Annotated in this window: 18 protein-coding genes and 2 pseudogenes; 9 read left to right on the forward strand and 11 right to left on the reverse strand. The window is 59.6% G+C overall.

Annotated elements, in window-relative coordinates; genetic code table 11:
• The first annotated feature begins 265 nt into the window (after positions 1 to 265).
• The 5 genes from ABDX87_RS11020 to ABDX87_RS11040 all read left to right on the forward strand — a co-directional run bounded on the left by ABDX87_RS11020 (position 266) and on the right by ABDX87_RS11040 (position 4,276).
• Entirely contained in the window at positions 266 to 835 is a 570-nt protein-coding gene (locus ABDX87_RS11020) for a DUF2796 domain-containing protein (RefSeq protein WP_346832893.1), read from the forward strand.
• A gap of 63 nt (positions 836 to 898) precedes the next feature.
• Entirely contained in the window at positions 899 to 1,609 is a 711-nt protein-coding gene (locus tag ABDX87_RS11025; protein WP_346832894.1) for an ABC transporter ATP-binding protein, read from the forward strand.
• A gap of 1 nt (position 1,610) precedes the next feature.
• Positions 1,611 to 2,876 (forward strand): ABC transporter permease, encoded by a 1,266-nt coding sequence (locus ABDX87_RS11030; protein WP_346832895.1) that lies wholly within the window; start codon positions 1,611 to 1,613, stop codon positions 2,874 to 2,876.
• A 10-nt stretch (positions 2,877 to 2,886) separates the two neighbouring features.
• Entirely contained in the window at positions 2,887 to 3,411 is a 525-nt protein-coding gene (locus tag ABDX87_RS11035) for a DUF3299 domain-containing protein (protein WP_346832896.1), read from the forward strand.
• Between the two features lie 178 nt (positions 3,412 to 3,589).
• The gene (locus ABDX87_RS11040; RefSeq protein ID WP_346832897.1) at positions 3,590 to 4,276 is read left to right on the forward strand and encodes an OmpW/AlkL family protein; all 687 of its coding nucleotides are present in this window, start codon (positions 3,590 to 3,592) and stop codon (positions 4,274 to 4,276) included.
• A gap of 59 nt (positions 4,277 to 4,335) precedes the next feature.
• Here ABDX87_RS11040 and ABDX87_RS11045 read toward each other — a convergent pair whose 3' ends face one another.
• Together ABDX87_RS11045 and ABDX87_RS11050 are read right to left on the reverse strand one after the other, a co-directional pair.
• Entirely contained in the window at positions 4,336 to 5,265 is a 930-nt protein-coding gene (locus tag ABDX87_RS11045) for an NAD-dependent epimerase/dehydratase family protein (RefSeq protein ID WP_346832898.1), read from the reverse strand.
• On the reverse strand, positions 5,258 to 6,142 hold the full coding sequence (locus ABDX87_RS11050; RefSeq protein ID WP_346832899.1) for a sugar nucleotide-binding protein: 885 nt from the start codon (positions 6,140 to 6,142) through the stop codon (positions 5,258 to 5,260). Before ABDX87_RS11050 ends, ABDX87_RS11045 begins: the two co-directional genes overlap by 8 nt.
• A 293-nt stretch (positions 6,143 to 6,435) precedes the next feature.
• Here ABDX87_RS11050 and ABDX87_RS11055 point away from each other — a divergent pair, with 293 nt between their 5' ends.
• Complete coding sequence (locus tag ABDX87_RS11055) at positions 6,436 to 10,752, forward strand: DEAD/DEAH box helicase (protein WP_346832900.1); 4,317 nt, start codon at positions 6,436 to 6,438, stop codon at positions 10,750 to 10,752.
• Positions 10,753 to 11,628: 876 nt separating this feature from the next.
• On the opposite strand, the pseudogene ABDX87_RS11060 reads toward ABDX87_RS11055, so the two are convergent.
• Positions 11,629 to 13,227 (reverse strand): annotated as a pseudogene (locus ABDX87_RS11060) (mechanosensitive ion channel family protein); the annotation flags it as partial.
• Positions 13,228 to 13,313: 86 nt separating this feature from the next.
• A pseudogene (locus tag ABDX87_RS29210) lies at positions 13,314 to 13,647 on the reverse strand (mechanosensitive ion channel protein); the annotation flags it as partial.
• A 225-nt stretch (positions 13,648 to 13,872) separates the two neighbouring features.
• Between ABDX87_RS29210 and ABDX87_RS11065 the strand changes: the two are divergent.
• Both ABDX87_RS11065 and ABDX87_RS11070 read left to right on the forward strand, forming a co-directional pair.
• Positions 13,873 to 14,442, forward strand: a complete 570-nt coding sequence (locus ABDX87_RS11065) for a TetR/AcrR family transcriptional regulator (protein WP_346832901.1) — start codon at positions 13,873 to 13,875, stop codon at positions 14,440 to 14,442.
• 62 nt (positions 14,443 to 14,504) lie between these two features.
• A complete protein-coding gene (locus ABDX87_RS11070) occupies positions 14,505 to 14,984 on the forward strand; it encodes a nuclear transport factor 2 family protein (protein WP_346832902.1) in 480 nt (159 codons plus the stop codon).
• A gap of 118 nt (positions 14,985 to 15,102) precedes the next feature.
• On the opposite strand, the gene ABDX87_RS11075 is transcribed toward ABDX87_RS11070, so the two are convergent.
• A complete protein-coding gene (locus tag ABDX87_RS11075; RefSeq protein WP_074758972.1) occupies positions 15,103 to 15,630 on the reverse strand; it encodes a single-stranded DNA-binding protein in 528 nt (175 codons plus the stop codon).
• A gap of 9 nt (positions 15,631 to 15,639) precedes the next feature.
• A complete protein-coding gene (locus tag ABDX87_RS11080; RefSeq protein WP_346832903.1) occupies positions 15,640 to 17,034 on the reverse strand; it encodes an MFS transporter in 1,395 nt (464 codons plus the stop codon).
• 188 nt (positions 17,035 to 17,222) lie between these two features.
• Between ABDX87_RS11080 and uvrA the strand changes: the two genes are divergently transcribed.
• Complete coding sequence (uvrA, locus tag ABDX87_RS11085) at positions 17,223 to 20,057, forward strand: excinuclease ABC subunit UvrA (RefSeq protein WP_346832904.1); 2,835 nt, start codon at positions 17,223 to 17,225, stop codon at positions 20,055 to 20,057.
• Positions 20,058 to 20,129: 72 nt separating this feature from the next.
• Here the strand turns inward: uvrA and bfr are convergent, their stop codons facing one another.
• From bfr to rpsK, 5 genes are all read right to left on the reverse strand, one after another.
• A complete protein-coding gene (gene bfr / locus ABDX87_RS11090; protein ID WP_062384501.1) occupies positions 20,130 to 20,594 on the reverse strand; it encodes a bacterioferritin in 465 nt (154 codons plus the stop codon).
• 260 nt (positions 20,595 to 20,854) lie between these two features.
• Positions 20,855 to 21,241 carry a 50S ribosomal protein L17 gene (gene rplQ, locus ABDX87_RS11095; RefSeq protein ID WP_062384499.1) on the reverse strand — a complete coding sequence of 129 codons (387 nt, stop codon included), beginning with the start codon at positions 21,239 to 21,241 and terminating at the stop codon, positions 20,855 to 20,857.
• A 42-nt stretch (positions 21,242 to 21,283) separates the two neighbouring features.
• Complete coding sequence (locus tag ABDX87_RS11100; protein ID WP_007970428.1) at positions 21,284 to 22,285, reverse strand: DNA-directed RNA polymerase subunit alpha; 1,002 nt, start codon at positions 22,283 to 22,285, stop codon at positions 21,284 to 21,286.
• Positions 22,286 to 22,307: 22 nt separating this feature from the next.
• Positions 22,308 to 22,928, reverse strand: coding sequence for a 30S ribosomal protein S4 (rpsD, locus tag ABDX87_RS11105; protein ID WP_037017742.1), 621 nt, complete (start codon positions 22,926 to 22,928; stop codon positions 22,308 to 22,310).
• A gap of 18 nt (positions 22,929 to 22,946) precedes the next feature.
• Positions 22,947 to 23,336 carry a 30S ribosomal protein S11 gene (gene rpsK / locus ABDX87_RS11110; protein ID WP_002555466.1) on the reverse strand — a complete coding sequence of 130 codons (390 nt, stop codon included), beginning with the start codon at positions 23,334 to 23,336 and terminating at the stop codon, positions 22,947 to 22,949.
• Positions 23,337 to 23,354 lie beyond the last annotated feature (18 nt).

Genomic DNA, 23,354 nt, shown 5'->3' on the forward strand with positions numbered 1-23,354 from the left:
AGGATATTGCGCGATGCACACTGTCACCTGAACCCGGATCGCCCGAGCCACGCACACTGTAGGAGCGCGCTTGGTCTGGGCCGCAGTCGGAAGATCGCGTTGGGTCAGCCGCCACAGGATTTGCAGATACACCGCCATCGTCCGAATGCGGCCCAGACACAAGCCACGCTCGTACAGTTCCTGAACAAAAAAGTTAAGAACGACCGTAACTTATTGTTATAAGATCACATAACAAATTTCCAACCCCTCCCCGGAGCCCTCTCTTATGCGTCGTCTGTTACTCGCTTTGCCCTTCGCGCTGCTGCCACTGACCTTCGCTCACGCTGCCGATGAACATGACCACGATCATGAACACGGCAGCCTCGGCGCGCATGAGCACGGTGTGGCGCGATTGGACATGGCGCTGGATGGCCGCACGCTGGAACTGGAGCTGGACACCCCGGCCATGAACATCGTCGGCTTCGAACACGCCGCGACTTCCGCTGCCGACAAAACAACGTTGGCGCTGGCGCGGGAAACCCTGCTCAAACCCCACGGGCTGTTCAGTATCCCGGAAGCGGCGGGCTGCACCGTCACCAAGCAGAAGCTGGAAAGCCCCTTGTTTGGCGACAAGGACGATGACCACGACGACGGGGATACGAACGAGCACGAACACAGCGAAATCCACGGTCACTACCAGTTCACCTGCAATGTGCCCGCCGTACTCAACAAGCTGGACCTGACACAGCTGTTCAAAAGCTTCCCGGCGACCCAAACCGTTCAGGTACAACTGGTGACACCGAAACGCCAGATGGGCGCTGAAGTGCGTCCAAGCAATCCAGTGGTCAAGTTTTAACCACCGCGGGTTCATACACGACCGGGACTGCCCGGTCGTTCACTTTCGGATGCGACTGAGGCCATGACTCAAGCACTTATCGAGCTGTCCGGACTAGGCTTTGCCTGGCCGGGACACACCCTTCTGCTGGACATTCCGGCGTTTCGCCTGGAGCCGGGCGAAACCCTGTTTCTCAAAGGCCCCAGCGGCAGTGGCAAAACCACCTTGCTGGGCCTGTTGGGCGGCGTGCAAAAACCCGGTCGTGGCAGCATTCGCCTGCTGGGCCAGGAGCTGACAGCACTGTCGGCCGGCGCCCGCGACCGCTTTCGCGTCGATCACACGGGCTACATCTTCCAGCAGTTCAACCTGCTGCCGTTTCTGTCGGTGCGCGAGAACGTCGAGTTGCCCTGTCATTTCTCCAGACTTCGAGCAGAACGAGCGACACAGCGTCATGGCAGCGTTGATCAAGCCGCGACGGCACTGCTCGCACATCTGGGCCTCAAGGATCCCAATGTGTTGAGCCGCCGCGCCGATGCGCTGTCCATCGGCCAGCAGCAACGCGTCGCAGCCGCCCGCGCATTGATCGGCCAGCCCGAGCTGGTGATCGCTGACGAGCCTACCTCCGCCCTCGACGCCGACGCTCGCGAGGCCTTCATTCAGCTGCTGTTCGCCGAATGCCGGGAGGCCGGTGCGAGCCTGTTGTTTGTCAGTCACGATCAGAGCCTGGCGCCGCTTTTCGACCGTAACCTGTCGTTGGCCGAACTCAATCGCGCCGCCGTCGCCACCGAGGTTTGAGATGTATCTTCTTCGCCTGGCGCTGGCCAGTCTTGCCAACCGCCGCTTTACCGCTTTTCTCACGGCGTTCGCCATTGCCCTGTCGGTCTGCCTGCTGCTGGCCGTCGAACGGGTGCGCACCGAAGCCCGCGCCAGCTTCGCCAGCACCATCAGCGGCACCGACCTGATCGTCGGCGCACGCTCCGGCTCGGTGAACCTGTTGCTGTATTCGGTTTTTCGCATCGGCAACGCCACCAACAATATTCGTTGGGACAGCTTCGAACACTTCGCCAACAGCAAGCAGGTGAAGTGGGCGATTCCGATTTCACTGGGCGACAGCCATCGCGGCTATCGGGTGATGGGCACCAACGAATTGTATTTCGAGCATTACCAGTACGGCCGCCAACAGCATCTTGAACTGGCAGAGGGTCGCCCGTTCGCCACCGATCCATTCGAAGTGGTACTGGGCGCCGAAGTCGCGGACGCCCTGCATTACAAACTGGGTGACAAGCTGGTGCTCGCGCACGGCGTGGCCGTGGTGAGCCTGGTCAAGCACGACGACAAGCCGTTTACCGTGGTCGGTATTCTCAAACGCACCGGCACGCCGGTGGACCGCACGCTGCACATCAGTCTGGGCGGCATGGAAGCGATCCACATCGACTGGCATAACGGCGTGCCGGCTCAGGGCGCCGGCCGTATCACGGCCGATCAGGCGCGCAATATGGACCTGACGCCGACCGCCATCACGGCCTTCATGCTCGGGCTGAACAACAAGATCTCGACCTTTGCCTTGCAACGCGAGATCAACGAGTTCCGGGGCGAGCCGATGCTGGCGATCCTGCCGGGCGTTGCCTTGCAGGAACTTTGGAGTCTGATGGGCACGGCGGAGAAAGCGCTCTTCGTGATTTCGCTGTTCGTGGTACTGACCGGTTTGATCGGCATGCTGACTGCGATTCTCACCAGCCTCAACGAGCGTCGCCGGGAGATGGCGATTCTGCGTTCGGTCGGTGCGCGCCCTTGGCATATCGCCAGCCTGCTGATCCTGGAAGCCTTCGCGCTGGCGCTCGCGGGTGCGGTCAGCGGGCTGGCCTTGCTCTACATCGGCATCGCCGCTGCTCAGGGTTACGTGCAGGCCAATTACGGCTTGTACTTGCCACTTTCGCTGCCGAGCGCTTATGAATGGACGCTGTTGGGCGGCATTCTCGGCGCCGCGCTGCTGATGGGCGTCGTACCCGCCTGGCGCGCGTATCGCCAGTCGCTGGCAGATGGCCTGTCGATCCGGTTATGAGGACGTCTTGATGCATAGGTTGTGGATGATGATGGTGTCGCTGGTGCTCTCGACGCCGCTGTGGGCGCAGGACCTGCGCGTGCTGACCTGGCAGGAGATGATTCCGCCCGATGCGCCGCCGGTGAAACTGATCACCGCGCCCATCCACAACCTCTCGCAGATGGCCGACACGCTGGCAGTGGAATCGGCGCCTGCGGCTCATCAACTGGCGCCCAACGCACCGGTGGTCAAATCGCTGGATGGGCAAAGGGTGCGATTGCCAGGGTACATCGTGCCGCTGGAAGTCAGCGAAGAAGGTCGGGTGACGGAGTTTCTGCTGGTCCCGTATTTCGGCGCCTGCATCCACGTGCCGCCGCCTCCACCGAACCAGATCGTCCACGTCACCAGCGAGCTTGGCGTGAAGGTCGATGAGCTGTACCAGCCGTACTGGATCGAAGGGCCGATGCAGGTCAAATCATCGACCAGCGAACTGGCCGAGGCCGGGTATCAGATGGAGGCCGACAAGATTCTGGTCTACGAGCTGCCGGATCAGTAGCCATTACGTGGCTGACGCATTCCGCTGTGAGCGAATTCATTCGCTCCCACAAGGACATTCGTCACGCCAGGATCAAGTCCACAGGATTGCGACCGCTTTCATTGAGCCAAGTCAAAACTGGCGATTCACACGCTTCGTAACATAAGGCATCCCTTTTTTATGCCCTTACGGAGCCCCCATGAACACGTCCTTGCTCAGCGCATCGGTCCTCGCGCTCGCACTCGCTGTCCCCCTCGCCGCCCACGCGCACCAGGCCGGCGACATCATTGTCCGCGCAGGCGCTGCCACCACGGCGCCCAATGAAGACAGCGGCAACCTGAAGTTCGACGGCGTAAAGGCACCGGGTACCAAAGCGACGCTGGACAGCGATACTCAGTTGGGCCTGACCTTCGCTTACATGCTGACCGACCACGTGGGCCTGGAACTGCTCGCGGCCACGCCTTTTCAACACACGGTCGCCATCAAGGGGCTGGGCGCGGGCCTGGACGGCAAGCTGGCTGACGTGAAACAACTTCCGCCGACGCTGTCGCTGCAGTACTACCCGATGGAGGCGAACTCAAAGTTTCAGCCCTATGCCGGTCTGGGCGTGAACTACACGTGGTTCTATGACGAAAACCTGAGCAGCGACCGCAAGGGCCAGGGCATGAACAACCTGCACCTCAAGAACTCGTGGGGCTGGGCCGGGCAAGTGGGCATGGACTACATGCTGACCGATCGCATCATGGTCAACGCCGCCGTCTGGTATATGGACATCGACACTCAGGCGACCCTGGACGGTCCGTCAGCACTGTCCATGGGCCGCACCAAGGTCAACGTGGACGTGGACCCTTGGGTTTACATGCTCGGGTTTGGTTACAAGTTTTAAAAAGCGCTGCGTAAGGCACAAAAAAGGCACCTCGAAGGTGCCTTTTTGCGTGACGCGGTTCAGTGCCCCATCAAACGCGCCAGCCCGACCTTCAACGGCGTCGGCGTCGGCACCTTGAAGCGCTGCAGCAGACGCTCATTGTTAGCGCGAGAATGCTTGATGTCGCCTGAGCGCGCGGGCAGGTAGGTCACCGGCGGAAGACTGCCCACCACCTGCTCGAACGCCGCCAGCAACTCATTCAGCGAAGTGGTCGCATTCAGGCCAACGTTGACCGCGCCCTCGGCCACTTCAGGCAGCTCGAATCCCTGGACCACGAGGTCGACCAGGTCTTCAACGTAGAAAAAGTCCCGCGTCTGCTCGCCGTCACCAAACACCGAAATGGGCACGCCTTTCTCGGCACGCTCAGCGAAGATGCTGATCACGCCCGAGTACGGCGAGGACGGGTCCTGGCGCGGCCCGAAAATATTGAAGAAGCGAAACACCACGGGTTCCAGACCGTGCTGACGACGGTAAAAGTCGAAATAGTGTTCGCTGGCCAGCTTGTCCGACGCGTACGGCGTCAGCGGGGCTTTTGGCGTGTCTTCGGTGATGGCTTCGCCCTCGCCGTTATTGCCGTACACCGCCGCGCTCGAGGCAAACACCACACGCTTGATACCGGCCTGACGCATGGCTTCGCAGACGTTCAACGTGCCGATGAAATTGCTCTGGTGGGTTTTTACCGGGTCGTCCACCGACGCCTGCACCGAGGCCACCGCTGCAAGATGCGCAACGGCCTGACAACCTACCGCGACGCGCGCAACCAATGCCGCGTCGGCAACGTCACCTTCGATCAGCTCGACCCGAGGATTGTCCAGCGGCAGGTTGCTGCGCTTGCCGGTGGACAGATCGTCCAGCACGCGCACCGCGTAACCCTTGGCGAGCAAGGCGTCGACCAGGTGCGAGCCGATGAAACCGGCACCGCCGGTGATGAGGACAGGAGCATCAGACATGACGGTAGTAGCGGTCCAATAAGCTGGGCAAACCGGCACGCCATGCGCGAGGCTTGATACCAAAGGTGTGAAGGATTTTCTTGCAGGCCAGCACGGCGTTCTGCGGCTCTTCGGCGGCATCCGGGCTCGCGGCGTGGGCCTGAGCGGTCGGCGCTTCGATCGCCAGTGGACGCATCAGGCGCGCCTCGGTGAGGATGGCCTGACCCAGCGCCAGCGGCGTGGTCGCCTCGTGGCCTGCGTAGTGATAGGTGCCCCATAGCGGCGCTGCGCAATCCAGTTGCTTGAGCACCGAAATGATCACGCGCGCGGCATCATCGACCGGCGTCGGATTGCCGCGACGGTCATCGGCCAAGAGCAATTCATCAGTCGATTCGGCGCGGGTCAGAAACCGCCCCAGCACGCCGTCGGCACTGTCGTCGAGCAACCAGCCGAAACGCAACAACACATGTTGCGGGCAGGTAGCACGCACGCTTTGTTCGATGCGCCACAGTGCCTGGCCGCGCGAACCCAGTGGCACGGGCTCGTCTTTCTCGCTGTAGGCGGTCGCCCGCGAGCCGTCGAACACGCGATAACTGGAAGGTTGGACCAGAACGATGTTGTGGTACTGGCACAGCTCGGCGAGACGCCCCACAGAGCGTTCCTGGGTGTTCAGCCTCTCTGCGCTTACGCTCTCCGCCTGAAACCAGTCGAAGTAATAAGCAAGGTTGATCAAGGCATCCGGGCGGGTGTCATCGAGCAGTTGCGTCAGGCTTGCCGCATCCCAACCGTCTTGCGGTGGACGCGGTGCGAGGAATCCAATGTCCTCCTCGGCACCCAGACGAATCAACGCCTGCCCAAGGGCATTCCCGCCGCCCAACAGCATAAGGCGCATTCGCATAGAGTCAGCAGGCTCAGTCTTAGAAAAAATAGGTGAAAAACGCTCGCAAACATAACACGTCGGTGGATAAGTCCCAACAGGTGACCCGGCGATGGTATGACGCAAAACGGTGTTTTACCTGCGAGAGGGAGCTCGCCCATGAAGGCGGGTTGTCAGGCGCTACACCTGTGGCGGCTGCAGGGGCTTCTTCGCGAGCAAGCTCGCTCCCACAGAAACCTCAGCGATCAGCAGGCGCACATCCCGCCGATCACCGGCCCTTGCATCCGCCCGCCAGCGCCCGCATAAATCCACCCATGAATGTATCCCCCGCTTCCGATCCGGTGCTCGACGTCTTTCACCCTGCCGTCAGTGCCTGGTTTCGCACCACGTTCCCGGCAGTTACGGAGGCCCAGGCCCAGGCGTGGCCGTTGATAAAACGGCGGCAGTCCACGCTGATTGCCGCGCCAACCGGGTCGGGTAAAACCCTGACGGCATTCCTTGCCGTGATCGACGATCTGGTTCATCAAGGCCTGGAAGCCGGCGGACAGTTGCCGGATCAAACCTTCGTGGTCTACGTTTCGCCCCTCAAAGCGCTGTCCAATGACATTCAGATCAACCTGCAAAACCCACTGGCCGGCATCACTGAACAGCTCATGCGTCAGGGACTTCCCGAATTGCGCATCAGCACCGCCGTGCGTACCGGCGACACCCAGCAGAAAGAACGCACGGCCATGCGCAAGACCGCGCCGCATATTCTGGTGACCACCCCCGAATCGCTGTACGTGCTGCTGGGCTCGGATTCCGGCCGCCGCATGCTGTCGAACACGCAAACGGTGATCATTGACGAGATTCACGCCATCGCGGCCGGCAAGCGCGGCAGCCATCTAGCGCTTAGCCTCGAACGTTTGCAGGCGCTGTGCGAACAGCCACTGCTGCGCATCGGGCTGTCGGCCACGCAGAAACCCATTGAGCGTGTGTCGCGCTTTCTGGTCGGCAGCGATCCGGTCACTCGCCCCTGCGCCATCGTCGACATCGGCCACGCGCGCCCTCGCGATCTGGCCATCGAGGTGCCTCCCGTGCCGCTGACTGCCGTGATGGCCAACGATGTCTGGCAGCTGGTTTACGATCGCCTCGCTGACCTGGCGCGCGAGCATCGCACCACATTGATCTTCGTCAATACGCGACGTCTGGCCGAACGCATGGCCCGCCATTTGAGCGATCGGCTTGGCAAAGAAGCCGTCGCTGCGCACCACGGCAGCCTCGCCAAGGAGCAACGCCTGGACGCCGAGCAACGCCTCAAGCGTGGCGATCTGCAGGTGTTGATTGCGACCGCCTCGCTGGAACTGGGGATTGATATCGGCGATGTCGACCTGGTCTGTCAGATCAGTTCGCCACGTTCTATCGCTTCGTTCCTGCAACGCGTCGGACGATCCGGGCATCAGGTCGGCGGCACGCCAAAGGGCCGGTTGTTTGCCGTTTCCCGCGATGACCTGATCGAGTGCGCCGCCCTGCTTGACTGCGTGCGGCGTGGCGAACTCGACATCCTGCAGATTCCCAAGGCACCTCTGGATGTTCTGGCGCAGCAAATCATCGCCGAAGTCAGTTGCCAGGAATGGGAGGAACACGCGCTGCTGGAGATGTTCCGCAAAGCATCGCCCTACGCAGAGGTCGACGAAAGCCATTATCAGGCGCTCTTGGGGATGCTCGCCGAGGGCTACAGCGGTCGTCAGGGCGTGCGCGCGGCTTACTTGCATCGCGACGCCGTGACCCGCACGTTGCGAGGGCGACGCGGCAGCAAGCTGACGGCGGTCACCAGCGGCGGAACGATTCCGGATAACGCCGACTACAGCGTGATTCTTGAGCCGCAGGCGCTGAACATCGGCACGGTCAACGAGGACTTTGCCGTCGAAAGCATCGCCGGCGACATCTTCCAGCTCGGCAACACGTCTTACCGGATCCTGCGCATCGAAGCCGGTCGGGTGCGGGTCGAAGACGCTCAAGGCGTGCCGCCCAATATACCGTTCTGGTTGGGTGAGGCGCCCGGCCGCAGCAATGAGCTTTCCTTTGCCGTCGCGCGCTTGCAGGCCGACATCGACCAGCAGCTCACGGCGCATCCGGGAAACCTGAGGCCGTGCATCGACTGGCTGATGGGTACGCTCGGGCTGGACGCTGCCAGCGCCGAACAGATCGTCGATTACCTCGCCCGCGCCCACTCAGCGCTCGGTGCCTTGCCGTCGCAGGATACGCTGGTGATGGAACGTTTCTTCGACGAGTCCGGCGGCACCCAACTGGTCATCCATACGCCCTTCGGCAGCCGGATCAATCGGGCCTGGGGGTTGGCGCTGCGCAAGCGATTCTGCCGCACGTTCAATTTCGAATTGCAGGCCGCCGCCAGCGAAGACGCCATCGTGCTGTCGCTCTCCACCACCCACAGCTTTGCGCTGGACGATGTCTGGCGCTACCTCCACTCAAACTCCGCAGAGCACCTGTTGATTCAGGCCGTGCTCGAGGCACCCTTGTTTGGCGTGCGCTGGCGCTGGAACGCCGGGGTCGCGCTGGCATTGCCCCGTTACGCGGGCGGTCGCAAAGTCGCGCCGCAATTGCAGCGCATGAAGAGCGAGGACCTGATCGCCACGGTGTTTCCCGATCAGATCGCCTGCCTGGAAAATCTGGTCGGCGAGCGTGAAGTCCCAGAGCATCCGCTGGTCGAGCAAACCCTCGACGATTGCCTGCACGAAGCCATGGACGCTGAGGGCTGGCTGTCTCTGCTGCGCCGCATGGAGACTGGCGAAGTGCGGCTGATCAGTCGTGATCTCCCCGCCCCCTCGCCGCTCGCAGCCGAGATTCTCAACGCCAAGCCCTACACGTTTCTGGACGACGCACCGCTGGAAGAGCGACGCACCCAGGCCGTTCTCAATCGACGCTGGAGCGACCCGGAGTCTGCCGACGATCTGGGCGCGCTCGACGTCGATGCGATTGTCGCGGTCAGCGAAGAAGCCTGGCCGCAGCCCCAGAACCTGGACGAGATGCACGAAGCCTTGATGAGCCTGGGCTGCGTGAGCGGCGCGGAAGCGCGGGATCAATGCGACTGGATGAAATGGCTGGAGAGCCTGGCCCGTTCTGGTCGCGCGACTCGTCTGCAAGTCACGCCCGATCAAGCGCTGTGGATTCCTCTAGAGCGGCTGACCTGTCTGCAAGCGCTGTATCCCACCGCTGAAATGCACCCGCCGCTGGCGGCGTTGGCGGGATTCGATGAAGCGTGGAGCGAGGACGATGCGCGCGTCGAAATTGTTCGCGCGCGCCTGAGCGGGTTCGGGCCGATGGTGTTGTCGGCCATCGCCGAACCATTGGCCTTGTCGCCGGGCGACGTCACTCACGCGTTGGCGCAACTGGAAAACGAAGGTTATGTGCTGCGTGGACGCTTCAGCCCCGGCGTCGCAGAAGAACAGTGGTGCGAGCGGCATTTGCTGTCGCGTATTCATCGCTATACGGTCAAACGCCTGAGGCGGGAAATCGAGCCCGTTTCGTTGCAGGACTTCATGCGGTTTCTGTTCGACTGGCAGCACCTTTCCACGTCGACCCAGAGCCAGGGCAAAGCTGCGCTGCCCGAAGTGGTCGATCAGCTCGAGGGGTATTCCGCGGCGGCAGGCGCTTGGGACAGCGAGATTCTTCCGGCGCGCTTGAAGGATTATTCCCAGAGCTGGCTGGATGACCTGTGTCGGTCCGGCAAGGTGGTGTGGATGCGTCTGACCAGTCGCAACAAGATCGGAAGCGCTGCATTGCGCAGTACGCCGATTGTGCTGCTGCCGCGCCCACAGGTGCGGTTGTGGAGCGGTCTGACCGAGCAGCCCGCGCCGACCGAACTGTCGTTGCGCGCGCAGAGGGTTCATGAAGTGCTGTCGGATCACGGCGCGATGTTCTTCGATGAACTGACTTCAGAAGCGCATCTATTGCGCACGGAGCTTGAGAACGCGTTGCAGGAACTGGTCGGCGCAGGCCTGGTAAACGCCGACAGTTTTGCCGGACTGCGGGCACTGGTCACGCCCGCCAGCAAGCGCGCGGCGCACACCAGCCGACGCAATCGCGGTGCCTTTATCGGCGGTATGGACGACGCCGGGCGTTGGGCGTTACTGCAGCGTGCGCCCGCCCAGGCACCCACTGCCACACAACAACGACTCGACCATGACACGCTCGAACACATCGCGATGACCTTATTACGCCGCTATGGCGTGGTGTTCTGGCGATTGCTGGAGCGTGAAGCCGACTGGCTGCCCAGCTGGCGTGAGCTGCTCAGAACATTTCATCGACTGGAAGCACGCGGCGAGATTCGGGGCGGACGCTTCGTTGCAGGTCTGGCCGGTGAGCAATTCGCGTTGCCTGAAGCGATTCCTGTGCTGCGGGACGTGCGCAAGCGCCCTCTGGACGGTAGCCTGATCGGCGTCAGCGGTGTCGATCCGCTGAACCTCGCCGGCACGTTGTTACCTGGCGCGAAAGTGGCGGCGGTGGTTGGCAATCGGCTGGTCTACCGCGACGGCGTCCCGATCGCCGCGATCATCGCTGGCAAACCGCAATATTGGGGCGAGCTGGATGCCGGGATGATGTTGCAGGTGCGGGACCGGTTATTCAGATGAAAGCTCTATCCGCTGACCCACCGCATTCGTCAGCAAGCTAACTCCCACAGGTTTGATGCACGCCGTCATGCATCGGAACGCTGCGATCCCTGTAGGAGCAGTCCGAGGTTACGAGGGCCGCGAACGCGGTGGGTCATTCACCGATGATGCTGCTGACCCACCGCATTCGTCAGCAAGCTAACGCCCACAGGTTTGAGCACGCCGCAATGCATCGAAACGCCGCGATCCCTGTAGGAGCAGTCCGAGGTTACGAGGGCCGCGAACGCGGTCTGTCATTCACCGACGCTGCCGCTGAACCATCGCATTCGTCAGCAAGCTAACGCCCACAGGTTTGAGCACGCCGCAATGCATCAAAACGCCGCAATCCCTGTAGGAGCAGTCCGAGGTTACGAGGGCCGCGAACGCGATCTGTCGTTCACCGATGATGCTGCTGACCCACCGCATTCGTCAGCAAGCTAGCTTCCACAGGTTTGATGCACGCCGCAATGCATCGAAACGCCGCGATCCCTGTAGGAGCCGTCCGAGGTTACGAGGGCCGCGAACGCGGTCTGTCATTCACCGATGATGTTGCTGACCCACCGCATTCGGCAGCAAGCTAACTTCCACAGGTTTGATGCACGCCATCATGCATCGAAACGCCGCGATCCCTGTAGGAGCAGTCCGAGGTCACGAGGGCCGCGAATGCGGTGGGTCATTCACCGACGCTGCTGCTGACACACCGCATTCGTCCGAACACGGTCCGCACCACGCCCGCCACCGCCTGCGTTTCTGCCGCTACGCCGGGCTTTCCGAACCGTCCTTGTTCACCACCGAGGCTTTGCCCGGCAACGGCTGCTGCTCATCGCCCTCCTCCATCGGCGGAATTTGGCCGTTATGCGGGCTCATGACCAGCTGTGGATAAGTTTGCGCGAAACGCACATCCGTCGACTTATCCACAAGCCGCTTGAGTTTGTCGTTGAACGCACGACTCACCGCATACTGCCCGCCCGACGACGTACGGAACTGCGCAGTGATCACGATCCCGTTCATGTCCATGCGATCCAGGCCGAACACTTCCAGCGGTCCCTGCAGCTTGCTCGCCAGCAGGAAGTCATCGCTGATCGCCTGCCCCGCTTCGCGAATCAGCGATGTCGCGGAATCCACGTCTGAATCGTAAGTGAACTGGAACGAGAAGAACGCATACGCAAACTGGCGCGACTGGTTCGTCACCGCCTTGATCTGGCCAAACGGCACCGAATGCACGAAGCCCTTGCCGTCACGCAGACGCAACGTGCGAATGGTCAGGCTTTCAACCGTACCGGCGTGACCGGAGTCCAGCACGACCCAGTCTCCAATGGAGATGGTGTCCTCGATGATGATGAACAGGCCAGTGATTACGTCCTGAACCAGTTGCTGGGAACCAAAGCCGATGGCGAGACCGACGACCCCGGCACCCGCTAGCAGAGGCGCGACATTGATGCCCAGATTAGCCATGGTAGTGATGGTGCAGATCACCACGAGGATAATTTTGATCGCGTTGCGCAGCAGTGGAAGGATGGTCTTCACGCGCGTGCTGGGCTGACGCGAAGAGCGGCTGTTGGTCGGTGGCTTGAGGGCCTCCTGAATCGCGGTGTCCATGACCACCCACAACAACCACGTCACCAGGAAAATCAGCCCGATACTGCTGAGCGAGTCACTGATCACCTTGCCAAGCGCATTGCGTTGGGCAAATTCGAACAGTGAAAAACCCCAGATCCTGCCCAGCAGTTCGATGAATCCAATCGCCAGCGCGATGCGCAGCACGGCATGCAGCAGACTCAACAGACGCTCTTTGTACACACGTCCGGTATGGACTTCGGCGGGTTTGAACATGTGCTGAAACAATGTGCTAAGGAACACTGTGCCGATAAGCAAAACGGTAGTCAGCAAGGCGCAACGGAGCGCTTCCTGACTGTCCTCGCCCGCGCCGATCAGGTTCACGGCCGAGACCAGAATCATCAGCAGAATCGGCAAATGCCAGAGGCTCGAAAAAATCTTCAGCGTCTGTTGCAACGCCGGGCGTGTAAGACGCGCGCTCAATGGCCGGTTACGGATCAGATGCGCCACGGGCCTGCGCATCTTGATTACCACGATGCAGAACATCACCGACGCCATCAGCCCGGTAAAGGCCGCAACGCTGGTGGTGACGTTGCTGCCAAACTGGCGGGAAATCTGCGGACTGGTCAGGGCATCACTCAAGGCGGCGAGGAAGCCGATGATGAACAACGGATGCGGGGCGTAGCCTCGTATGACACGGACCGCTGCACGCTTGTGCCCCGAATTGAAAAGCACGATGACGGACATCAGCACTGAGGTGGAAAAGATGCCGCTACTAGTCGAGTACGCCAGACACAATGCCAGCGCCCGACCGATTGAGGGGGACATGAAATGGCTGACATACAGCGTCAGCGGAAGACAGATCAGCGCGGGAATCGTGAAGGGCAGAACGTAGCTCAGCACACCCTTGACCCGCTCCCGCCTGATCAACAGACGCCGCCGAGAGACGCGGCCGACAATGAACGTCCCGATGCGGTTGATGAGCAAAAATGCCCCGATCCACACCACTGACAAAATCAGAAAGTCGCCGACGATGCTCCACGGCGAACGCGCCAGCGGCTTATTGACCAGCGTATCGAGTTCATCCGCAGCACGGTCTGCACGCAGGCGCCAGGCATCGAACAGATTTCCGTCCAGATCCAGCTTGTCCTGCACGCTGTCGATGCTGGAGCTGATCACCCCGAGCAATCCTCCTTTCACTAGAATTTCCGGGTTGGCAGGCTCTGCTGCCGGGGCGGGATCGGCGGGTGCCGTGGACTGTGCGGTACTCGCGGCAGGCGCGTCGGCGGCCATTACGTTGAAACTGCCGACGCTAAGCATCAGACACATCAGCAGGACGGATTTGAAGTTCAACAAAACGCAGGTCACTCCTTGGAGTCATGAGGGACGGCGGAATCAAGGCCCACTGAAACTGATCCACATTCGCCCGCCAAGTTCGGCACCAAGGTGAATCCTTCATCTGCGAACAACCACGCCGACCACTGGAATCAGCCCTTTTTCAAAAACCACTTGACCAAGGAGAACGATCGTTCTACCTTGAATGACATGAACGCACCCCTGATCGAAACACGCGAAAAGATTCTCGCGACCGCCGAGCAACTGATCTACCAGAACGGCATTCACGCCACCGGCATGGATCTTCTGGTGAAAACGTCTGGCGTCGCGAGAAAAAGTATCTACCGTTACTTTGCAACCAAAGACGAAGTGGCTGCGGCAGCGCTGAATGCGCGCGACGTACGCTGGATGGCGTGGTTCAGGACGGAGTCGGACAAGGCTGAAACTGCCGATGCGCGGATTCTCAACATGTTTGTCGTGCTCAAAGGCTGGTTCGAGTCCGAGGGATTTCATGGCTGTGCCTTTATCAACACCGCCGGCGAGATTGGCGACCCGAACGATCCGATTCGTTTGATCGCCAAACTGCACAAACAGAAGTTGTTCGACTACACGCTTGAGTTGTGCGAGCAGCTGAATATCGAGCAACCGTCAGCGCTGGCCAAACAGCTGCTGATTCTGATGGAAGGCGCCATCACCATGGCCCGTGTCATGGGGGACTTCAGTGCCGCCAACAGCGCAAAGGATGTTGCGCAGCTGTTGCTGAAACAGGCCTCGCCCTAGAGGCCTGAGTTTCAAGAACGCTTTACCCAACGCCGAACTCATCATTGTCTGGAGGCTTCGCTATGTCATCCAATGCCCAAACTCGCCCGCCACTTCCCCCATTCACCCGCGAATCGGCCATCGAAAAGGTCCGCCTGGCTGAAGATGGCTGGAACAGCCGTGATCCGGAAAAAGTGTCGTTGGCCTACACCCTCGACACCAAATGGCGCAACCGCGCCGAATTCGCCACCAACCGTGAAGAAGCCAAAGACTTTCTGACTCGCAAATGGAAGAAAGAGCTGGATTACCGGTTGATCAAAGAACTGTGGGCCTTCACCGACAACCGCATTGCTGTCCGCTACGCCTACGAATGGCATGACGACTCAGGCAACTGGTATCGCTCGTACGGCAACGAAAACTGGGAATTCAACGAAGACGGTCTGATGGCCAACCGTTTTGCCTGCATCAACGACATGCCAATCAAGGAATCCGAGCGCAAATTCCATTGGCCGCTGGGTCGTCGTCCAGACGATCATCCTGGGCTGTCGGACCTGGGACTGTAATAGGCTTCAGGTACTTGCACCTGAAACGGACAGGATTCAGACCTAACAAAAAGCCCCCGGCAGCTGAGCTGTCCGGGGGCTTTTTATTCGAAGCGTTGTCGCGCTCGATCCGCTGGGTTCAGAACGGGATATCGTCGTCGAAGCTGTCGAAATCAGGTGCTGGCTGTGGCGCCTGTTGCGGAGCTGGACGGGATTCACGCTGAGGCTGAGGAGCAGCCTGCGGACGCGATTGTTGCTGCGGACGCGGGGCGGAGTTCTGATAGCCGCCACCGCCTTGGCCCTGTGGAGCGCCTTCGCCTTGCGGACGGCCACCCAACAGCTGCATGGTCCCCTGCATGTCGACGATGATTTCAGTGGTGTAACGCTTGATACCGTCTTTTTCCCACTCGCGGGTTTGCAGCTTGCCTTCGATGTAGACCTGCGAACCTTTACGCAGGTATTCGCCGGCGATCTCTGCGACCTTGCCGAACATCGAAACGCGGTGCCATTCGGTCTTTTCGACTTTCTGACCGGTTTGCTTGTCGGTCCATTGTTCGCTAGTTGCCAGACTCAGGTTGGTCACGGCATTACCGTTAGGCATGTAGCGAACTTCGGGATCCTGGCCGCATGTGCCGACCAATATGACTTTGTTAACCCCACGGGCCATAACGTTCTCCTAGGCTTCACACGTTTCCGACGCTGGATTGACCACTTCGTCGAAAGACGCCCGATCCAACAGTTCTTTGTCAAATTTGATATAGATGGCAGCCTCATCGGCAACCACTACTGCATCTGTTACTCCACGTACGGCCAACACGCGATCGGCCAGGCCTGTGTCGCGTTGAGCCTCGGGCGACAACGGCAAGCGAAGGCTGGTCACGTACGGAGGTTCGCGCATGGTAACAGCAAACGCGAGCCAAATGGCGGCCAGACCGGCACCGCCGAGGAACACCACGCCCAGTCCACCGTGCTGAAACAGCCAGCCGCCGAGGATGCCGCCAGCGGCAGAACCGAGGAACTGACTGGTGGAATAAATCCCCATCGCCGTGCCTTTGCCACCCGCCGGGGACACCTTGCTGATCAACGAAGGCAGCGAAGCTTCCAGCAGGTTGAACGCGGTAAAAAACACCACCGTGCCAATGACCAGCGCCCGAAGCGTGTCGCCGAACTCCCAAAAGAATAGTTCAGTGAGCATCAGAACCAAGACGGCGCCGAGCAAAACCCGCTTCATCTGACGCTTCTTCTCGCCGTAAATGATGAAAGGAATCATGGCGAAGAACGAAATCAACAGGGCGGTCAGATAGACCCACCAGTGCTGCTCCTTGGGCAAACCGGCTTTCTCGACCAGCGCCAGCGGTAATGCGACGAAACTGGACATCAGCATGGCGTGCAACGCGAAGATACCCAAATCCAGACGCAACAAGTCCGGATGGCGGAGGGTCGCGCCCAGCGCCTGCTTTGCAAGACCAGACTCGCGATGCTGAAGCGTCACCGTCGATTTGGGGACCACGAACGCCACGATCACGATACCGACGAGCGCCATCGCGCCTGTGGCCAGGAACAGTCCCGACAGGCCGAACGCGCTGGTCAGGATCGGACCAACCACCATGGCAATGGCGAACGAGACGCCGATGGTCATGCCGATCATCGCCATCGCTTTGGTACGGTGCTGCTCGCGCGTCAGGTCAGACAACAGCGCCATGACTGCGGCGGAAATTGCGCCAGCCCCTTGCAGGATACGGCCGGCGATCACGCCCCAGATCGAGGTCGACTGGGCAGCCAGAACACTCCCGAGGGCAAACACCACCAACCCCAGATAAATGACCGGACGACGACCGATGCGGTCGGAAATGATCCCGAAGGGGATCTGCAGCACTGCTTGCGTCAGGCCGTATGCGCCAATCGCCAGACCAATGAGTGCCGGGCTCGCGCCAGCCAGGTCCATGCCATAGGTCGCGAGGACCGGCAGAACCATGAACATGCCCAGCATACGGAACGCGAACACCAGGGCCAGACCGCCCGCCGCGCGGGTTTCGCTGCCACTCATGCGCTCGCTGTGAGAATCGTGCATGGAAGAACCTCATGTGAACCGGCGGCGATTCTACCAGTCCCATCGATGTACAGCACATACGACGGTTTGCCGCGCATCGCAGGAATTTTCTTTTTTCCATGCCTGGCAGCGTGCATGTCGATAGTGTGCATCCATCCAGTATTTCGCCGTATACTCCTGTGTTTTGACGCCCGCCGTGCGAGGCCACTTTGGACAAGATCCTGATTCGTGGGGCTCGAACCCACAACCTGAAAAACATCGACCTGACCCTGCCACGCGACAAGCTGATCGTGATTACCGGTCTATCCGGTTCGGGCAAGTCATCGCTGGCTTTCGACACCCTGTATGCCGAAGGCCAGCGTCGCTACGTCGAATCGCTGTCAGCCTATGCGCGTCAGTTCCTTTCAATGATGGAAAAACCCGACGTCGACACGATCGAAGGTCTTTCGCCTGCCATCTCCATCGAGCAGAAATCGACGTCGCACAACCCGCGTTCGACCGTCGGCACCATCACCGAGATCTACGACTACCTGCGTCTGCTGTACGCGCGGGTCGGACAGCCGCGTTGCCCGGATCATGACATTCCGCTGGAAGCGCAGACAGTCAGCCAGATGGTCGACCTGGTACTCGCCGAGCCTGAAGGCCGCAAACTGATGCTGCTGGCGCCCGTGGTGCGTGAGCGTAAAGGCGAGCACCTTGCCGTGTTCGAAGAACTTCGCGCGCAGGGTTTCGTGCGCGCCAGAGTCAATGGCAAGCTCTGCGAGCTCGACGAGCTGCCGAAACTGGACAAACAGAAGAAGCATTCCATTGACGTGGTCGTCGACCGCTTCAAGGTGCGCGCCGATCTGCAACAGCGCCTGGCCGAATCCTTCGAGACCGCGCTGAAGCTTGCCGACGGCATCGCGCTGGTTGCGCCGATGGACGACGAGCCCGGCGAGGAGATGATCTTCTCCGCCCGTTTCGCTTGCCCGATCTGCGGCCATGCGATCAGTGAACTGGAACCCAAGCTCTTCTCGTTCAACAACCCTGCGGGTGCGTGTCCGACCTGTGACGGCCTGGGCGTGAAGCAATTCTTCGACACCAAGCGACTGGTCAATGGCGAACTGACGCTGGCCGAAGGTGCGATTCGTGGCTGGGACCGGCGCAACGTTTATTACTTCCAGATGCTCGGCTCTCTGGCGAAGCACTATGGCTTTAGCCTGGAAGTACCGTTCAAGGCATTGCCTGCAGATCAGCAGAAGGTTCTGCTCAACGGCAGCGGCTCCCAGAACGTCGACTTCCGTTACCTGAATGACCGCGGCGACATCGTTAAACGCGCGCACCCGTTCGAGGGCATCGTCCCTAACCTTGAGCGCCGCTATCGGGAAACCGAATCTGCAACCGTGCGCGAAGAGCTGGCCAAGTTCCTCAGCACCCAACCCTGCCCGGACTGCCGTGGTACGCGCCTGCGTCGCGAAGCCCGGCATGTCTGGGTCGGTGAGAAAACGCTGCCTGCCGTGACCAACCTCCCCATCGGAGACGCCACCGATTATTTCGGCGGATTGAAGCTCACCGGACGTCGCGGCGAGATCGCCGACAAGATCCTCAAGGAGATCCGCGAGCGTTTGCAGTTCCTGGTAAACGTGGGTCTGGATTACCTGACGCTGGATCGCAGTGCTGACACGCTCTCGGGCGGCGAGGCTCAGCGCATCCGTCTTGCCAGTCAGATCGGCGCCGGCCTGGTGGGTGTCATGTACATCCTCGACGAGCCGTCCATCGGGCTGCACCAACGTGACAACGACCGACTGCTGGACACTCTTCGCCACCTGCGCGACATCGGCAACACCGTGATTGTGGTTGAGCATGACGAAGACGCAATCAGACTGGCCGACTACGTGGTGGACATCGGCCCGGGCGCGGGCGTGCACGGTGGTCACATCGTGGCCGAGGGCACGCCGCAGGAAGTCATGGCGCATCCGGACTCCCTGACGGGCAAATACCTCTCGGGGCGCGTAAAGATCGAAGTGCCTGCCAAGCGGACGCCACGGAACAAAAAACTGTCGCTCAAACTCAAGGGCGCGCGCGGCAACAACCTGCGCAACGTCGATCTGGAAATTCCGATTGGCCTGCTGACCTGCGTGACCGGCGTTTCGGGTTCAGGCAAATCGACGCTGATCAACAATACGCTGTTCCCGCTCAGCGCCACCGCGCTGAATGGCGCAACAACGCTGGAGGCCGCGGCGCACGACAGCATCGACGGGTTGCAGCATCTGGACAAGGTCGTCGACATCGACCAGAGCCCAATTGGCCGCACGCCGCGCTCGAACCCGGCGACGTACACCGGACTGTTCACGCCAATCCGTGAACTCTTCGCGGGTGTGCCGGAGTCGCGTTCACGCGGTTATGGCCCAGGGCGCTTTTCATTCAACGTCAAAGGCGGCCGCTGTGAAGCGTGTCAGGGCGATGGGCTGATCAAGGTGGAAATGCACTTCCTGCCTGACATCTATGTCCCGTGCGATGTGTGCAAGAGCAAGCGCTACAACCGCGAAACTCTGGAGATCAAATACAAGGGCAAAAGCATCCACGAGGTGCTGGAGATGACAATTGAAGAGGCGCGAGCGTTCTTTGATGCCGTGCCTGCCCTCGCGCGCAAGCTGCAAACCTTGATGGATGTGGGGCTTTCCTACATCAAGCTGGGCCAATCAGCGACCACACTGTCGGGCGGCGAGGCACAACGGGTGAAACTCTCCCGGGAGCTCTCCAAACGCGACACCGGAAAGACCCTGTACATCCTCGATGAGCCGACCACAGGTCTGCACTTCGCCGATATTCAGCAGTTGCTGGACGTATTGCACCGCCTGCGTGATCACGGCAACACCGTGGTTGTGATCGAACACAACCTGGACGTGATCAAGACAGCCGACTGGCTGGTAGACCTTGGTCCTGAAGGCGGCTCCAAAGGTGGCCAGATCATCGCGACAGGTACACCGGAGCAAGTGGCGGGGATGAAACAATCCTACACAGGCCATTACCTGAAGCCGCTGCTGGAACGTGATCGAGCGTAATCACTGACCGCAACACAAACTAAAAAGCCCCTGCCGTGAAGATCACGACAGGGGCTTTTTGTTGGGCCGGAGTCAGAACTGCGATTGCAGGTAGTTCTCAAGACCAATGGACTTGATCAACCCCATCTGCTTTTCGAGCCAGTAGGTGTGATCCTCTTCAGTGTCTGCCAGCTGGACACGGAGAATGTCACGGCTGACGTAGTCCTTGTGTTGCTCACAGAGCGCGATGCCCTTGCACAGCGCAGCACGGACCTTGTATTCGAGACGGAGGTCACTGGCGAGCATCTCAGGGACCGTCGTGCCGACGTCGAGATCATCCGGACGCATGCGCGGCGTACCTTCAAGCATCAGAATCCGGCGCATTAACGCATCAGCGTGCTGTGCCTCTTCTTCCATCTCGTGGTTGATACGCTCGTACAGCTTGCTGAAACCCCAATCTTCATACATACGGGAATGAATGAAGTATTGATCGCGCGCAGCCAATTCGCCGGTCAGCAGCGTGTTGAGGTAATCGATGACGTCCGGGTGGCCTTGCATCGCCGTGAATCTCCTTCGTGAAAGTCGATAGTTTGAACCAACATTAGAGACAGGTCACTCGATCAGAAGCAGAAAAGTGAAGAAACGCTGTCAATTTCTGACATTTGGTGCTTAAAACGCGGCTAAATGAGGAGAGTTCCGTTTATCACTTAGACTTAGCGCAATAGTTGCGCAAAGTAACTGATAACGCGTTGTATTTAGTGAATGCCGAAAAACAAAAAACCGGGCACTAGGCCCGGTTCTTTGTAACGACTGACGTCTTATTCAGCAGCTTCTACAGAGCCACCGACAGGACGATCAACCAGTTCGACGTACGCCATTGGCGCGTTGTCGCCAGCGCGGAAACCGCACTTGAGGATGCGCAGGTAGCCACCCTCACGAGTTGCATAACGCTTGCCCAGGTCGTTGAACAGCTTGCCGACCATTTCTTTCGAACGGGTACGGTCAAATGCCAGACGACGGTTAGCAACGCTATCAACCTTGGCCAGGGTGATCAGCGGCTCGGCAACGCGGCGCAGTTCCTTGGCTTTCGGCAGGGTAGTTTTGATCAGCTCGTGCTCGAACAGCGACACCGCCATGTTTTGGAACATGGCCTTACGGTGAGAGCTGGTACGGCTCAGGTGACGTCCACTTTTACGATGACGCATGGTTCATTCCTTACCAAACACAACGTTCGGTGATTACGACGATCAGGCAGTCGCCTTGTCGTCCTTCTTAAGACTTGCAGGCGGCCAGTTGTCGAGGCGCATGCCGAGGGAGAGACCACGAGAAGCCAGAACGTCCTTGATTTCAGTCAAGGATTTCTTGCCCAGGTTCGGAGTCTTCAACAGTTCTACTTCGGTGCGCTGAATCAGGTCACCGATGTAGTAAATGTTCTCCGCCTTAAGGCAGTTGGCCGAACGTACGGTCAGTTCCAAATCGTCAACCGGACGAAGCAGGATCGGATCGATCTCGTCTTCCTGTTCGACTACCACTGGCTCACTGTCACCTTTGAGGTCGACGAACGCAGCCAACTGCTGTTGCAGAATGGTTGCAGCGCGGCGGATTGCCTCTTCAGGATCCAGAGTACCGTTGGTTTCCAGATCAATAACCAGTTTGTCCAGGTTAGTACGTTGTTCGACACGGGCGTTTTCCACCACGTATGCGATACGACGAACCGGGCTGAACGAGGAGTCAAGCTGCAAGCGACCGATGCTGCGGCTTTCGTCTTCGTCGCTCTGACGCGAGTCTGCTGGTTCATAACCGCGACCACGAGCTACAACGAGCTTCATGTTCAGGGCGCCGTTAGACGCCAGGTTAGCGATTACGTGATCGGGGTTAACGATCTCGACATCATGATCCAGCTGAATATCGGCAGCGGTAACCACCCCCGAACCCTTCTTCGACAAGGTCAGCGTAACTTCGTCTCGACCGTGCAGCTTGATAGCCAGACCTTTAAGGTTCAACAGGATTTCAATGACATCTTCCTGTACACCTTCGATGGCGCTGTACTCGTGGAGTACACCGTCAATCTCGGCCTCGACTACTGCACAGCCGGGCATGGAGGACAACAGGATGCGGCGCAGCGCGTTGCCCAGGGTATGGCCGAAACCACGCTCGAGAGGCTCGAGTGTGATCTTGGCGCGGGTTGGACTGACAACCTGCACATCAATGTGGCGGGGTGTCAGGAACTCATTTACCGAAATCTGCATGGATGCACCTATTTTCTAGCCCTTACTTGGAGTAGAGCTCGACAATCAGGCTTTCGTTGATGTCGGCGGACAGATCACTGCGAGCTGGAACGCTTTTGAAAACGCCAGATTTCTTCTCAGTGTCTACTTCTACCCATTCTACGCGGCCACGTTGGGCACACAGATCGAGAGCCTGGACGATACGCAGTTGGTTTTTCGCTTTTTCGCGAATAGCGACTACGTCACCAGCACGAACCTGGTAGGACGGAACGTTAACGGTTTTGCCGTTGACGCTAACCGACTTGTGCGATACCAGTTGACGAGATTCGGCACGAGTAGAACCGAAACCCATACGGTATACGACGTTGTCCAGACGGCATTCGAGCAGTTGCAGCAGGTTCTCACCCGTAGCGCCTTTCTTGCCGGCAGCTTCTTTGTAGTAACCGCTGAACTGACGCTCGAGAACGCCATAGATACGACGGACTTTCTGCTTTTCACGCAGTTGGGTGCCGTAGTCGGATTGGCGACCGCGGCGCTGACCGTGGATACCTGGTGCAGCTTCGATGTTGCACTTCGATTCGATCGCGCGCACGCCGCTCTTCAGGAAGAGATCGGTGCCTTCGCGACGAGCGAGTTTGCATTTTGGACCAATGTAACGAGCCATTCTTTACAATCTCCTGGATTACACGCGGCGCTTCTTCGGCGGACGGCACCCGTTGTGCGGGATTGGCGTCACGTCGGTGATGCTGGCGATCTTGTAGCCACAGCCGTTCAAAGCACGAACTGCAGATTCACGACCTGGACCTGGACCCTTGACGTTAACGTCGAGGTTTTTCAGGCCGTATTCCAGCGCAGCTTGACCAGCACGTTCAGCAGCTACTTGAGCAGCGAACGGGGTGGACTTGCGGGAACCGCGGAAACCCGAACCACCGGAGGTAGCCCAGGAAAGAGCGTTACCTTGACGGTCGGTAATGGTCACGATGGTGTTGTTAAAAGATGCATGGATGTGGGCGATGCCATCAACCACTGTCTTTTTAACTTTTTTACGAGGACGAGCAGCAGGTTTTGCCATGATTTAATTCCTGTCGAT

Source organism: Pseudomonas abietaniphila, assembly GCF_039697315.1.
In the GTDB taxonomy this organism is placed as follows: Bacteria; Pseudomonadota; Gammaproteobacteria; order Pseudomonadales; family Pseudomonadaceae; genus Aquipseudomonas; species Aquipseudomonas abietaniphila_B.

Bases quoted from the DNA above. Each gene is read 5' to 3' on its own strand.
- rpsD (WP_037017742.1), bottom strand. From the start codon at position 22,928: ATGGCTCGTTACATTGGTCCAAAATGCAAACTCGCTCGTCGCGAAGGC.
- ABDX87_RS11035 (WP_346832896.1), top strand. From the start codon at position 2,887: ATGCATAGGTTGTGGATGATGATGGTGTCGCTGGTGCTCTCGACGCCG.
- ABDX87_RS11045 (WP_346832898.1), bottom strand. From the start codon at position 5,265: ATGTCTGATGCTCCTGTCCTCATCACCGGCGGTGCCGGTTTCATCGGC.
- ABDX87_RS11100 (WP_007970428.1), bottom strand. From the start codon at position 22,285: ATGCAGATTTCGGTAAATGAGTTCCTGACACCCCGCCACATTGATGTG.
- rpsK (WP_002555466.1), bottom strand. From the start codon at position 23,336: ATGGCAAAACCTGCTGCTCGTCCTCGTAAAAAAGTTAAAAAGACAGTG.
- ABDX87_RS11065 (WP_346832901.1), top strand. From the start codon at position 13,873: ATGAACGCACCCCTGATCGAAACACGCGAAAAGATTCTCGCGACCGCC.
- ABDX87_RS11070 (WP_346832902.1), top strand. From the start codon at position 14,505: ATGTCATCCAATGCCCAAACTCGCCCGCCACTTCCCCCATTCACCCGC.
- ABDX87_RS11080 (WP_346832903.1), bottom strand. From the start codon at position 17,034: ATGCACGATTCTCACAGCGAGCGCATGAGTGGCAGCGAAACCCGCGCG.
- ABDX87_RS11025 (WP_346832894.1), top strand. From the start codon at position 899: ATGACTCAAGCACTTATCGAGCTGTCCGGACTAGGCTTTGCCTGGCCG.
- ABDX87_RS11050 (WP_346832899.1), bottom strand. From the start codon at position 6,142: ATGCGAATGCGCCTTATGCTGTTGGGCGGCGGGAATGCCCTTGGGCAG.
- ABDX87_RS11040 (WP_346832897.1), top strand. From the start codon at position 3,590: ATGAACACGTCCTTGCTCAGCGCATCGGTCCTCGCGCTCGCACTCGCT.
- ABDX87_RS11030 (WP_346832895.1), top strand. From the start codon at position 1,611: ATGTATCTTCTTCGCCTGGCGCTGGCCAGTCTTGCCAACCGCCGCTTT.
- ABDX87_RS11055 (WP_346832900.1), top strand. From the start codon at position 6,436: ATGAATGTATCCCCCGCTTCCGATCCGGTGCTCGACGTCTTTCACCCT.
- rplQ (WP_062384499.1), bottom strand. From the start codon at position 21,241: ATGCGTCATCGTAAAAGTGGACGTCACCTGAGCCGTACCAGCTCTCAC.
- ABDX87_RS11020 (WP_346832893.1), top strand. From the start codon at position 266: ATGCGTCGTCTGTTACTCGCTTTGCCCTTCGCGCTGCTGCCACTGACC.
- bfr (WP_062384501.1), bottom strand. From the start codon at position 20,594: ATGCAAGGCCACCCGGACGTCATCGATTACCTCAACACGCTGCTGACC.
- ABDX87_RS11075 (WP_074758972.1), bottom strand. From the start codon at position 15,630: ATGGCCCGTGGGGTTAACAAAGTCATATTGGTCGGCACATGCGGCCAG.